General features: G+C 45.9%; 10 protein-coding genes. All 10 read left to right on the top strand.

The features are described from left to right. Window positions 1-417: 417 nt before the first annotated feature. The 10 genes from PGQ38_RS06155 (at window position 418) to PGQ38_RS06110 (ending at window position 13,265) form a co-directional block, all read left to right on the top strand. Window positions 418-1,347, top strand: a complete 930-nt coding sequence (locus PGQ38_RS06155; protein ID WP_118579222.1) for an alpha/beta fold hydrolase — start codon at window positions 418-420, stop codon at window positions 1,345-1,347. 76 nt (window positions 1,348-1,423) lie between these two features. Continuing rightward, window positions 1,424-1,573 carry a hypothetical protein gene (locus PGQ38_RS06150; RefSeq protein ID WP_173716424.1) on the top strand — a complete coding sequence of 50 codons (150 nt, stop codon included), beginning with the start codon at window positions 1,424-1,426 and terminating at the stop codon, window positions 1,571-1,573. Window positions 1,574-1,952: 379 nt separating this feature from the next. Continuing rightward, window positions 1,953-2,897: an ABC transporter permease gene (locus PGQ38_RS06145; RefSeq protein WP_118579219.1), complete on the top strand. Its 945-nt coding sequence runs from the start codon at window positions 1,953-1,955 to the stop codon at window positions 2,895-2,897. Window positions 2,898-2,899: 2 nt separating this feature from the next. Beyond that, entirely contained in the window at window positions 2,900-4,258 is a 1,359-nt protein-coding gene (locus tag PGQ38_RS06140; RefSeq protein WP_148462792.1) for an ABC transporter permease, read from the top strand. 15 nt (window positions 4,259-4,273) lie between these two features. Continuing rightward, window positions 4,274-5,281 (top strand): ABC transporter ATP-binding protein, encoded by a 1,008-nt coding sequence (locus PGQ38_RS06135; protein ID WP_118579216.1) that lies wholly within the window; start codon window positions 4,274-4,276, stop codon window positions 5,279-5,281. Continuing rightward, window positions 5,282-6,292 carry an ABC transporter ATP-binding protein gene (locus tag PGQ38_RS06130; protein ID WP_118579213.1) on the top strand — a complete coding sequence of 337 codons (1,011 nt, stop codon included), beginning with the start codon at window positions 5,282-5,284 and terminating at the stop codon, window positions 6,290-6,292. Window positions 6,293-6,395: 103 nt separating this feature from the next. Further along, a complete protein-coding gene (locus PGQ38_RS06125) occupies window positions 6,396-8,051 on the top strand; it encodes a peptide ABC transporter substrate-binding protein (RefSeq protein ID WP_118579210.1) in 1,656 nt (551 codons plus the stop codon). A 213-nt stretch (window positions 8,052-8,264) separates the two neighbouring features. Next, a complete protein-coding gene (gene malQ, locus PGQ38_RS06120; RefSeq protein ID WP_270431052.1) occupies window positions 8,265-9,788 on the top strand; it encodes a 4-alpha-glucanotransferase in 1,524 nt (507 codons plus the stop codon). A 1-nt stretch (window position 9,789) separates the two neighbouring features. Then, window positions 9,790-11,523, top strand: coding sequence for an ABC transporter ATP-binding protein (locus tag PGQ38_RS06115; RefSeq protein ID WP_148462791.1), 1,734 nt, complete (start codon window positions 9,790-9,792; stop codon window positions 11,521-11,523). Further along, window positions 11,523-13,265, top strand: a complete 1,743-nt coding sequence (locus tag PGQ38_RS06110; protein ID WP_187566229.1) for an ABC transporter ATP-binding protein — start codon at window positions 11,523-11,525, stop codon at window positions 13,263-13,265. Before PGQ38_RS06115 ends, PGQ38_RS06110 begins: the two co-directional genes overlap by 1 nt. Window positions 13,266-13,271 lie beyond the last annotated feature (6 nt).

The raw sequence follows: 13,271 nt of genomic DNA, 5'->3' as shown, positions 1-13,271 counted from the left end.
TTCCACAAATCGTGACGTATATCTTGCAGAAAGCCTTTTTCAAACATGCTCTGGTGATGTCTATGATATTATAATTTCATAAATTGACCGTCTGTAAAAATTTCACATATAAATCTGTGTGACATCTTTTTTATTATAGTATACTCTTGGGAGAGTGTCAAAGTATTTACAGAGTGTTACTGCTCACTCCGTTCACAGTAACGCGCTTCGCAATGCACAGAAAAACGAACCTTCTTGTGACAAGCACAAGAGGTAGCGTTTGCTGCGCAAACTTAATTCTCGGGTTTTCTGTGAACTTTGTTCACAAAAAACACCTCGCGGAACGTTACTAGTCAGGTCGCGAACAGTAACCAGTAACTTTACGGATACCGGGTATTTATGTTAAGATAATAAAAAAAGAAGAAAGGCGGAAACACTATGGGTGCAAAGTATGAAGCTTATATAGAATCAGAGGCGGATGGACTTGATATTTCCGTTCTGGCAGTGGTTCCGGATGAGACACCGTACAAAGGAATCCTGCAGCTTGTTCATGGGATGAGCGAATACAAGGAGCGCTATCTTCCCTTTATGGAATACATGGCTAAAAAAGGCTATGTATGCGTGATCCACGATCACCGTGGCCATGGGAAAAGTGTGCGGGCGCTGGATGACCTGGGATATATGTATGGCGGCGGCGCGGATGCGATCCTCAAGGATATTGAGGTGGTGAACCGGGAAATGCACCAGCAGCTTCCGGATCTGCCATTGATCTTATTCGGGCATAGTATGGGTTCGCTGGCCGTGCGCGCTTTTGCAAGAGATCATGATGACTGCATGGACATGCTGATCGTTTGTGGTTCTCCAAGCAAGAATGGGGCAAGATCTCTTGGAGAAGCAATTGCCCATATGGAAAGTGCTGTGTTTGGACCAGCTCACAAGAGTAAAGTTATCGAAACCCTTTCCTTTGCCGGAAATGTGATGCGCTTCCGCAAGGACAAAAACTGTACTTCCTGGATCTGTGCCAATAAGGCAGCAGCTCAGGAATACTCCGATTCTGAACTTTGTGGCTTTACGTTTACAGATGATGGCTATCTGGCACTTTTTGAGCTGATGAAGCGTGCTTACGACGTAAAGCACTGGCACTGCACCAGACCGAAAATGCCCGTGCTTTTTGTCAGTGGTTCTGATGATCCCTGTATGATCAACGTGCGTCATTTTGCAAAAGCAGTGCAGGATATGCGGCGCGCCGGTTATGTAGACGTGAAAGGCAAGCTGTATCCGGGAATGCGCCACGAAATTCTGAATGAGACAGACCGGAAGCGGGTTTATCATGACATTGCCTTCTATATAAAGAAAAAGGGTTTTTGAGAAAACACGTCCATTATGCATAATATGCTCTATTTTGCACATACTCACAGAAATACAGTGTGAAATGGAGAACTATATGAGAAAAAAAGGCTGGATTCTGCTGCTGGTTCTTCTGGGTGTGGCTTTTCTTATGAGCTGCGGCAAAGATACGGAGCCGGATGAAGCAAAAGGGGAACTGGTAAGAATTGAGAGAGAAGGATGCCAAGCTGGTATCCTTCTTTTTTGAATTGGAAAATAGATTGGTCCTGTACAGATTACAGGAATGATTTTTAAAACAGGCTCAAAAGTTTTTTTTAAACATGCTGTAGAGTTATGATAAACAATCTGCACTTGTGAAACAAACAAATGTCTTTGTATAAAATACACAAAAAATATACCATAATAGCACTGAAAAATAGTACAAGCTTAAAAAATTGCACCGTCACCGTTCTAAAGTTTAAAATGTTACTTGAATAAAGCGAATTGAAATGCTATAATTTTTTTTACATATTAAAAAATGAACTCTGGTCAGAAATCAGTCTGATATGGGTGTAATGTTTTTGATGGCATCTCTCATAAAGGAAACGGAAATAAATGTTTTCGACCGGAAAAAATAAGGAGGAAAAATGGGAAAGTATTTTGCAAAAAGACTTGGAATGGCGATTCTGACTATCTTTCTGGTAGCCTGTCTTACCTTCCTGCTGATGAATGCTGTACCTGGAAGCCCATGGCTCAGTGAAAAAACACCTTCTGAGACCACACTGGCTGCGCTGAATGCCAAATATGGACTGGATAAGCCGGTCTATGTACAGTTGTTTATGTATCTGAAAAATATTCTTCACGGTGACTTCGGTGTATCTCTTAAGATGCAGAAGAACCGTGCAGTTCTTGACATTATCGTGGATATGTTCCCGGTATCTGCCAAGGTAGGTGCACTTGCACTTGCATGGGCGATTCTGGTGGGTGTACCTCTTGGCTGTCTTGCCGCATTTAAGAGAGGCAAGCTGACAGACAGCATTCTTCGTGTGATCTGTACACTTGGAATCTCCATGCCAAGCTTCGTTGTGGCATCTGTTCTTCTGGTAACCCTGACTGGAAACAATGCACTGAATCTGTTTCCGTCTATTTTTGATCCGTCGCAGGGATGGCGCGCCTATGTACTGCCATGCTTTGCCCTGGGCTTTTACCCAATGTGCTATACAGCACGTCAGACACGTTCTGCCATGCTGGATTCCTTAAGCCAGGAGTACATTAAGACAGCCCGCGCCAAAGGTCTGAAGAACAAAAAGATTATTTTCAAGCATGCTCTTAGAAATGCACTGATTCCGGTTATTACATACTTAGGACCGCAGGTGGCCTTTACTCTTTGTGGTGGTTTTGTTGTAGAGAGTGTATTCTCAATTCCAGGACTTGGACGTTACTTCGTACAGTCCATCCAGAACCGTGATTATCCGGTTATTATGGGAACTACCATTTTCCTGGCAGCATTTATTATTCTGATGAACCTGGTTGTAGACCTCCTTTATAAGGTTGCTGACCCGAGAATCAGCCTTGCGAAAGGAGGAGAATGATCGTGGCAGAAGATAAGAAGATTAAGAAATGTCCGGTGAGTCTTCAGCCGGATATTGAGAACCTCCTTCAGGATTTAAGTCCGGATGATTTTGCATCTGCGTCCAGACAGGAGAAGGATGATTTTATTCAGGACCGCCAGAGTGTTTCCTACTGGAAAGATGCCTGGAGAAGATTAAAGAAAAATGTGGTGGCTATGGTTGCACTTGGTGTGATCGTATTCCTGTTTTTATTTGCCTTTGTGGGCCCGCTTCTGATCCCATATGGCTATGACGAGTTTAACAAAGGTGCTGAGAACCTTTATCCCTATCACTACACACTGGAGGACACCCAGCGTGTGAACGACGAGATCGCTTCCAGAACCCAGTCCGATGTAGTGGATGTAGATGAAATGATCGCCCAGGCGAAAGCAGAAGCTGAGAAAAAGGGCGAGAAATTTACAAAGAAAGATGAAGCAGTTATCCGTGCAAAAGCAAAAGTTGCTGCAAAACCTTCAGAAGACTCTTCTGAGGAGCAGAGTGTAGATGAGGATTCCGTCCGCAAGGAGCTTGGAATCAAGAAGCATATTTTCGGTTATTCCCAGGCAGAGCTTGAACGCAAGGCAAATGGGGAAAAAGTATTTCCACATGTATTTGGTACTGACATGTATGGCCGTGATATTCTGGTCCGTGTTATGTATGGTGCCCGTGTTTCCATGTCTGTCGGCGTATTCGCAGCCATCCTGGTACTGGTGATCGGCGCTCTTTATGGTGCTATTTCCGGTTACTGCGGCGGCAAGGTGGACGCAGTGATGCAGCGTATTGTTGAACTTATTTATGCAGTTCCGGAGATGCTGGTTGTCCTTCTGATTGCAACTGCACTGAAGCCAATCCTTACCGACTATGTGAATTCATCAGGAACCAGTCCTATGAAATCCTTTGTCAATGTACTTGGACCGAACCTGATCTCCATGTTTATTGCATTTGGCCTGTTATACTGGGTTACCATGAGTCGTATTATCCGTGGCCAGGTACTTCAGCTGAAACAGCAGGAATATGTAACCGCAGCAAGAGCACTTGGTGCATCTGGCGGCAGAATCATCCGCCGTCATCTGCTTCCAAACTGTATCGGACAGATCGTTGTTACTACCTGCCTGCAGATACCGTCTGCAATTTTCCTGGAATCCTTCTTATCCTACCTTGGAGTTGGTGTTTCTGCACCTCTTCCAAGCCTTGGATCCATGGCAACAGACGCACTTAGCGGTATGTACACTTATACTTACAGACTGATCGTACCTTCCGTGATCCTGAGCATTATGATCCTTGCATTCAACCTGTTTGGCGATGGACTTCGCGATGCTCTTGATCCGAAGCTGAAGAAATAAGAGAGGAGGAGAACAATGTCTGAACAGAAAAATAAATTGCTGGAAGTAAAAGACCTGAAAGTCTCCTTCTTTACCCCGGCCGGCGAGGTAAAAGCCGTTGGCGGTATCTCCTATGACCTTGATTATGGCGAAGTTATGGGAGTTGTTGGAGAATCTGGTTCTGGAAAGAGCCAGGAGGCATATTCTATTATGGGGCTTCTTCAGTCCCCAGGTAAAGTTATCGGAGGCTCCATTACCTTCGAGGGAAAAGATGTCCTTTCTTTTTCCAAGGAAGAGATGACTGCGTTCCGCGGAAACAAAGTAGCTATGATTTTCCAGAATCCCATGACCTGTCTGAATCCGGTTTACACCATCGGAAATCAGCTTGTGGAAGCTCTTCGTGCCCATGATAAGAAAATCAGCAAAGAAGAAGCCCAGAAACGTGCCATGGAAATGATGGAACTGGTTGGAATCAATAATGTGGAGAAGCGTATGAAGCAGTATCCACACGAGTTTTCCGGCGGTATGCGACAGCGTGTCATGATCGCTATGGGACTGATCTGCCATCCGCAGCTTCTGATCGCAGATGAGCCGACCACAGCCCTTGATGTTACCATTCAGGCACAGATCCTTGACTTGATGAAGGATCTTCAGAAAAAGACCGGAATGGGAATCATTTTCATCACACACAACCTTGGTGTTGTGGCAGATATCTGTGACAAGGTATCCGTTATGTATGCAGGTAAAATTGTGGAGCAGGGACCTGTAGATGACATTTTCTACGAGCCTGCACATCCATATACAAAGGGTCTTCTTCGTTCCATGCCCCGTGTTGATGCCGAGAGCTATGAAAGACTGATCCCAATCGAGGGAACCCCGGTTGATATGCTGAATCCGCCGGAAGGATGTCCGTTTGCTCCACGTTGTGAGCATTGCATGAAGATCTGTCTGAAGAAAATGCCTCCTTACGTGGAAGTGGGCGAGAAACATCGTTCCGCCTGCTGGCTTCGGGTTCAGGAGCTTATGAACAAGGAGGAGAAATAAATGGCAGAAGAAAAGAAGCTTCTTGAAATTGAGAATTTACGAAAATATTTTCCGGTAAATGGCATAAAAGGTCCGGGGGTACAGGCTGTACAGGATGTTTCCCTTTATATCAAAAAAGGTGAAACACTCGGTCTTGTAGGAGAGTCCGGATGTGGAAAGACCACACTGGGAAGAACGATTCTTCGCCTTTATGAGCCAACCGGAGGAAAGATTATTTATGATGGCGAAACCATTTACGACAATCCTCTGGATAAAGACGGCAAACCTCTTGGAAAAGCCAAAGCTGCCAAAATGCTTCCCTACAGAAGAAAAATGCAGATCATTTTCCAGGATCCGTCCGCTTCCCTGGATCCTCGAATGACAGTTGGTGAGATCATTGGAGAGGCCATTGATATCCACAAGCTTGCAGCGAGTAAGAAAGACCGCGCTGACATGATCAAAGAGCTGCTGGCGCAGGTTGGATTAAATACAGAGCATGCAAACCGTTATCCACATGAGTTTTCCGGCGGTCAGCAGCAGCGTGTTGGTATTGCCCGCGCCCTTGCAGTAAAACCGGAGTTCATCGTCTGTGACGAGCCGATTTCCGCATTGGATGTTTCTATCCAGTCACAGGTGGTAAACATGCTGGAAGACATGCAGGAGCAGATGGGTCTGACTTATCTGTTCATTGCCCATGATCTTTCCGTTGTCCGTCATATTTCCAACAGAATCGGTGTTATGTATCTTGGCTCTCTTGTTGAGTTGGGCGAGAGCTATGAGCTGAACAGACATCCGATCCATCCATATACACAGACCCTGCTTTCCGCAGTTCCGGTTCCGGATCCAAAGCTGAGCCGGACAAGAAAGCGTATTATTCTGGAAGGAGACGTGCCAAGTCCTATGAATCCGCCAAGCGGATGCCGTTTCCACACCAGATGTCCATATGCCACTGAAAAGTGCAGCCAGGTAACTCCTGTGTTCAGAGAGCATGAGCCGGGCCACTGGGCAGCCTGCCATTTGCTGGACAAATAAAGGAAGTTTAGGTATTTCGTTCTTCTTCACGGAAGAGCTGATGAATACAAGCGTCGATTCTCATCTCTCATGCGGCGCAAAAAAGCATAAAGGAGGAAATGTAATGAGAAGAAAATTTATGTCTATGGCACTGACTGCAGCTATGGTATTAAGCATGGCAGCAACTCCTGTATTCGCCGAGGATACAGCATCTGACGAAGGATTCAACCTGAACCTTTGTATCGCATCTGAACCACAGACAATTGACCCTGCACTGAACTCTGCAGTTGATGGAGCTATCATGTGCAACCATATGTTCGAAGGTCTGGCTAAATGGGTAAATGATGGTGAAGGAAATGCTGTCACAGCTCCTGGACAGGCTGAGTCCTGGGAAAAGGCTGAGAACGAAGATGGTACAGTTACTTACACTGTTAAACTTCGTGACGGAATCAAATGGTCTGATGGACAGGCTGTAACAGCTGGTGACTTCGTTTATGCATGGCAGCGTCTAGCAAATCCTGAGACAGCAGCAGATTACTGCTACATGATCGACATGGTAAAAGGATATGACGCAGTTGCTGACGGAAGTGCGGATCCAAGCACTCTTGGAATTACAGCAGTTGATGATCAGACTCTTCAGATCGATCTTACCTATGACTGCCCGTATTTCGAAGAAATCATGGCATTCCCGGCAACCTTCCCGGTTCGTCAGGATATGGTAGAGAGCAGTGACAACTGGACATTTGATCCAAGCACATACATTGGCAATGGACCATACAAAATGACAGAGTGGTCTCACAATGCTTACATCTCCATGGAGAAAAACGAGAACTACTATGACTATGAGAATCTTGGACCGGATACTATCAAGTTTACACTTCTTGATGACAACAACGCAATGCTCAAAGGTTACAACAACGGAGAGCTTGATTTCATCGAGAACCTTCCTGTAGACGAGATCCCGACCTACCTTGCTTCTGGCGAGCTTGAGATTGGTGACTATCTTGGAACCTACTATGTATGCTTCAACACAGAGGACGAAGTTTTCTCTGACCCTAACATCCGTAAAGCGTTCTCACTTGTAATCGACCGTAACTACATCGTAGAGAACGTTTCCCAGGCTGGTGAGGTTCCGGCTGACGGATATGTACCGAACGGTGTAAATGATGCAGCTGGTGCTGGTAGTGATGACTTCCGTACAGTAGGCGGTTCTTACTACAGCATTTCCGATGAGGATTATGAGGCTAACTGCGAAGAGGCCCGTCAACTTCTTGCAGACGCTGGTTATCCGAACGGCGAAGGCTTCCCGACTGTAGAGTATCTGTACAACACAGCTGATAACCACAAGAAGATCGGTGAGGCTCTTCAGAACATGTGGCAGACAGAGCTTGGTGTAACTGTTAACTTGAACAACCAGGATTGGAACGTATTCCTTCAGAACAGAAAAGATGGTAACTTCCAGATCGCCCGTAACGGCTGGATCGCAGACTACAACGATCCTTGCTCATTCCTGGATATGTGGTACACAGACGGCGGTAACAACGACGCTCAGTACTCTAACCCAGACTATGATGCAGCTATCGATGCAGCAAAAGCTACTTCTGATCCGGAAGAGCGTATGAAAGCATTCCACGAAGCTGAGGATATCCTCATTGGACAGGACAGCGTACTTGCTCCGATCTACTTCTATACACAGCCATATATGCTCAATCCAGACATTGACGGCATGTACTACACACCACTTGGATACTTCTTCTTCGGTTATACAAGTAAGAAATAATCAAGTCAAAAGAATATAAGTCTTTTGGTATTACTTAAATGTGATGCAGAAGAAAATGACAGGCATTCGGAATTTTTCCGGGTGCCTGTTTTTTTGAGCAGCAACGAAAGCAGGATAAAATTTGCGAAGCTGTTTTATTCTGTTGACCGATTATGCATGATAGCGGTATAATAAGCAGATAATGGTTATTGAACCAGACAGGAGGAACATATGATGAGAGCCAGCGGTATTTTATTGCCTATATCCAGTATCCCTTCCAACTATGGAATCGGATGTTTTTCTAAAGAAGCTTACGCTTTTGTAGATCAGCTTGCAGAAGCGGGTCAGAAATACTGGCAGATCCTGCCACTTGGACCTACCGGATACGGGGATTCCCCTTACCAGTCTTTTTCCACATTTGCAGGAAATCCTTATTTCATTGATTTGGAGGAATTGATCCAGAAAGACCTTCTCACAGCAGCAGAATGTGCAGAATGTGACTGGGGCGGCAGCAAAAGCTATGTGGACTATGAGAAGGTTTATCTTTCCAGATTTTCCCTTCTTCGGAAGGCTTACAGACGTTTTTACCAAATGGATGGGAAAGAAAAGGAGCTTCAGCTGATCCGTGAGGAGATGGAAGCCTTTGAGAAAGAGCAGGGCTTCTGGCTTGCAGATTATTGTCTTTATATGGCAGTAAAGGACAGCCTGGAGGGAATTTCCTGGAATCAGTGGCCGGAGGACTTAAAGACACGTAAGCCGGAGGCGCTTGCTAAGGCAAGAGAGGAGCTGAAGGAGGATATCAGCTTCTATGCCTTTCAGCAGTTCTGGTTCTACCGCCAGTGGAACCGGCTGAAGAAATATGCAAATGACAGAGGTATTAAGATCATCGGTGATCTTCCTATTTATGTGGCTTTTGATGGCGCAGATGCATGGGCGAACCCGGATCTGTTCCAGTTTGATGAGGAGGCTACACCGGCAGCAGTGGCAGGATGTCCTCCAGACGCTTTTTCCGCAACTGGTCAGCTGTGGGGAAATCCACTTTATAATTGGGAATATCATAAGAAAACAGGTTATAACTGGTGGATCCTTCGTATGGCTCACTGTATGAAGCTGTACGACAAGGTCCGGATCGATCATTTCCGCGGTTTTGACGAGTACTGGTCAGTTCCCTATGGAGATGAGACCGCTGAGAATGGAAAATGGGAAAAAGGTCCTGGAATAGAACTGTTCAAGGTCCTGGAGGAGAAAATTAAGGATCTGGATGTGATCGCAGAGGATCTGGGATTCCTTACAGACAGCGTCAGGGAGCTTCTGGCAGAATCCGGATATCCGGGTATGAAGGTGCTTCAGTTTGCCTTTGATGAAAGCGGCGAGAGCGTATATCTTCCTTTCCGATATGACAAAAACTGTATTGTATACACTGGAACCCACGACAATGAGACTACGAAGGGCTGGCTTGGAAACCTTACCCAGTCAAACAGAGACTATGTGAACCAGTACACAGCCTGTGAGGAGAAAGACATAGATGAATGTGTATGGGGGCTTATCCGGGCGGCACAGTCCTCAGTAGCAGAAGTGTGCGTAGTACCTTTGCAGGATTATCTCTGTCTTGGAAATGAAGCGAGAATGAATACGCCTTCTACTTTGGGAGACAACTGGAAATGGCGTCTTACAAGAGGTCAGCTTACGGATGAGATCATTCATAGAATTAACGCAATGACCAGATTATATGGACGAATCCAGGAGAATAAGAAGTAAGATGAAGAGATTGCTTATATTTTTGAAGGGCTATGAGAAAGAAAGTTTTCTGGCTCCTTTGTTCAAAATGCTGGAGGCCACCTTTGAGCTGATCGTGCCTCTGGTTGTTGCAAGAATCATGGATATCGGCATTAAGAATCAGGACAATGTCTATATCTGGCACCAGTGTGTGATCATGGTACTGCTTGGAGTGATCGGTCTTGCATGTTCCCTGACAGCACAGTATTTCTCTGCAAAGGCAGCCATGGGATTCAGCACTGCCCTTCGCAAGGAGCTTTTTTCCCATATCAGCAGGCTTTCTTACAGAGAACTGGATATGCTTGGAACTCCTACCCTTGTGACAAGGATCACCAATGACGTGAATCAGGCACAGACTGGTGTGAACATGGTACTTCGTCTGTTCCTTCGTTCTCCTTTTATTGTTGTGGGTGCAGTGATCATGTCCTTTACCATTGATGTGAAGATTGGTCTGATCTTCCTGATTGCGGTTCCGGTGATCTCCATTGTAATTTACGGAATTATGCGTACAACAGTGCCAATTTACAAAAAGGCTCAGTCATTTCTGGACCGAATTTCACTGATCACCAGAGAGAATCATGTGGGTGCCAGAGTGGTAAGGGCTTTTGGAAGACAGCAGGAAGAATATAAAGAATTTTCAGAAGTAAACGACGATTACACCAAGGTGCAGGTAAGAGCGGGAAAAATTTCCGCACTTCTGAATCCTGCCACTACGGTTATCATGAACTTTGCCATTATCGGAATCCTCTGGTATGGAAGCAAGGAAGTGTCTGTGGGTATTCTTACACAGGGGGAAGTGGTTGCCCTTGTAAACTATATGAACCAGATCCTGATCGCACTGATCGCTCTTGCAAACCTGATCGTGGCAGTGACAAAGGCTATGGCTTCCGGTGTGCGTCTGAATGAGGTGCTGGATACACAGCCGTCTCTCACGGATCAGGGCAATAGTGTTCAGAAAGAAAATGCAGGCGCTGCAAGAGTTGTCTTTGAAGATGTGAGCTTTACCTATGCAGGCAGCAAGGAGCCGGCGCTTTCCCATATTTCCTTTACGGCAAAACCAGGTGAGACCATCGGTATCATTGGTGGTACCGGATGTGGTAAATCCACTCTGGTCAATCTGATCCCACGCTTCTATGACGTAACTTCCGGTAATGTGGTAATTGATGGAAATAATGTAAAAGAATATCCATTTTCACAGCTTCGTAAAAAGGTGGGGATGGTACCACAACAGGCAGTTCTGTTTAAGGGAACCATCCGTGACAATATGAAATGGGGCAAAGAGGACGCTTCCGAAGAAGAAATCCAACGGGCTCTTTCCATTGCGCAGGCAAGTGGTTTTGTAAAAAGTAAGCCGGAGGGCTTAAATACCATGGTAAGTCAGGGCGGCGCCAATCTTTCCGGCGGACAGCGCCAGCGTCTTACCATAGCAAGAGCACTGGTGGGAGATCCGGAGATCCTGATCATGGATGACAGTGCTTCTGCCCTTGACTTTGCCACAGATGCGGCTCTTCGTCATGCCATTCATGAGCAGACAAAGGGAATGACTGTGTTTATCGTTTCCCAGAGAGCAACCTCCATCAAGCAGGCAGATAAGATCCTGGTTCTGGATGATGGTGAGCTGGCTGGTGTGGGAACACACAAAGAGCTTATGGAATCCTGTGAGGTCTACAGAGAAATCTGCCTGTCACAGCTTTCCGAACAGGAGGTGAACCGCTGATGGGAAGGAATAAAGAGACTATGAAGAGGGTACTGAAATTTATCAGCCCTTACAAAGCAAAAATTATCATTATGCTTCTGACAGCGCTTGTCACCGTTGGATTTACCTTGTATACACCCATTCTGATTGGTAATGGTGTAGATAATATCGTAGGTCCGGGAAATGTAAATACAGCCGGACTTTTGAAGGTGCTTGGAGCTCTGGCTGTGATCGTTGTGGGAAATGCAGTTTCCCAGTGGGTGATGAACCTTCTTACCAATCAGGTTACCTACAGCGTGGTGCAGGATGTGCGAAGCCAGGCGTTTGCCCATCTTCAGGAGGTGCCGGTATCTTATATAGATGCCAATCAGCCAGGAGATATTTTAAGCCGTATTGTTTCTGATGTCAGTCAGTTTTCAGATGGTCTCCTTATGGGCTTTACCCAGCTGTTTACCGGTGTGCTGACCATCTTTGGAACCATTGGATTTATGCTTTCCATCAGTGTGAAGATCACAGTGATCGTTATTTTGCTCACTCCGATTTCCCTGTTCGTGGCAAGCTTTATCGCAGGCAGAACCTTCCGCATGTTTCAGGAGCAGTCCGAGAAGAGAGCGGAGATGACTTCTATTGTGGAAGAGCTTGTTGGAAATCAGAAGATCGTGCAGGCTTTTTCCTATGAGGAGAGAGCTAATGAAAGGTTTGGAAAAGTAAATGAAGAGCTTCGCGTCTGCGGAATCAAAGCGATTTTCTTTTCCTCTATTACAAACCCGTCCACACGCTTTGTAAATGGTCTTGTTTACACAGCAGTTGGAATTTTTGGTGCATTTACAGTAATTAAGGGCGGTATGACTGTGGGACAGCTGACCAGCTTCCTGAACTATGCAAATCAGTATACCAAGCCGTTTAATGAGATTTCCGGCGTTATCACAGAGCTGGAGAATGCGCTGGCATGTGCAAAACGTCTCTTTGACTTTATTGATACACCGGCACAGGAGCCAGATGCGCCAGATGCTTGGGAGCTGGAGAAAGCAGACGGCCGTGTAAGCGTGGAGAGTGTTTCCTTTTCTTACAGAAAAGAAGTTCCGCTTCTTACAGATATTTCCATTGACGTAAAACCTGGACAGAGGATCGCCATCGTCGGACCTACCGGATGCGGTAAGACCACTATGATCAACCTTCTTATGAGATTCTATGATGTAGATAAGGGACAGATTAAGGTAAGCGGTTATCCGGTAAGAGAGCTGACAAGAGACAGCCTGAGACGAAACTTTGGTATGGTGCTTCAGGAGACCTGGCTGAAGGCAGGAACCATCCGCGAGAACATTGCCTATGGAAAGCCGGATGCGACTTTGGAAGAGGTTATGGAGGCAGCTAAGCATGCACATGCCCACAGTTTTATCAAGCGTATGCCAAACGGCTATGATACCGTGATTTCAGAGGGAGGCGGAAATATTTCCCAGGGACAGAAGCAGCTTCTTTGCATTGCAAGGGTTATGCTGATGCACCCGGCTATGTTGATCCTGGATGAGGCCACTTCTTCCATTGATACCCGTACTGAGGTGAAGGTGCAGAAGGCTTTCGCAGAGTTGATGGAAGGAAGAACCAGCTTTATTGTAGCACATCGTCTTTCCACTATTCAGGAGGCAGATCTGATCCTGGTCATGAAGGACGGAAATATTATCGAGCAGGGCAGACATGAGGAATTGCTGGCGAAGAAGGGCTTCTATGCGAATCTGTATGAGAGTCAGTTTGCTATTTCATAAGGGGGA

Origin of the sequence: Blautia faecis, assembly GCF_027662325.1 — a bacterium.
Lineage (GTDB): Bacteria > Bacillota > Clostridia > Lachnospirales > Lachnospiraceae > Blautia_A > Blautia_A faecis.
This window is presented reverse-complemented; position numbering and strand designations above follow the sequence as displayed.

Bases quoted from the DNA above. Each gene is read 5' to 3' on its own strand.
- PGQ38_RS06115 (WP_148462791.1), top strand. From the start codon at position 9,790: ATGAAGAGATTGCTTATATTTTTGAAGGGCTATGAGAAAGAAAGTTTT.
- PGQ38_RS06125 (WP_118579210.1), top strand. From the start codon at position 6,396: ATGAGAAGAAAATTTATGTCTATGGCACTGACTGCAGCTATGGTATTA.
- PGQ38_RS06110 (WP_187566229.1), top strand. From the start codon at position 11,523: ATGGGAAGGAATAAAGAGACTATGAAGAGGGTACTGAAATTTATCAGC.
- malQ (WP_270431052.1), top strand. From the start codon at position 8,265: ATGAGAGCCAGCGGTATTTTATTGCCTATATCCAGTATCCCTTCCAAC.
- PGQ38_RS06135 (WP_118579216.1), top strand. From the start codon at position 4,274: ATGTCTGAACAGAAAAATAAATTGCTGGAAGTAAAAGACCTGAAAGTC.
- PGQ38_RS06130 (WP_118579213.1), top strand. From the start codon at position 5,282: ATGGCAGAAGAAAAGAAGCTTCTTGAAATTGAGAATTTACGAAAATAT.
- PGQ38_RS06145 (WP_118579219.1), top strand. From the start codon at position 1,953: ATGGGAAAGTATTTTGCAAAAAGACTTGGAATGGCGATTCTGACTATC.
- PGQ38_RS06155 (WP_118579222.1), top strand. From the start codon at position 418: ATGGGTGCAAAGTATGAAGCTTATATAGAATCAGAGGCGGATGGACTT.
- PGQ38_RS06150 (WP_173716424.1), top strand. From the start codon at position 1,424: ATGAGAAAAAAAGGCTGGATTCTGCTGCTGGTTCTTCTGGGTGTGGCT.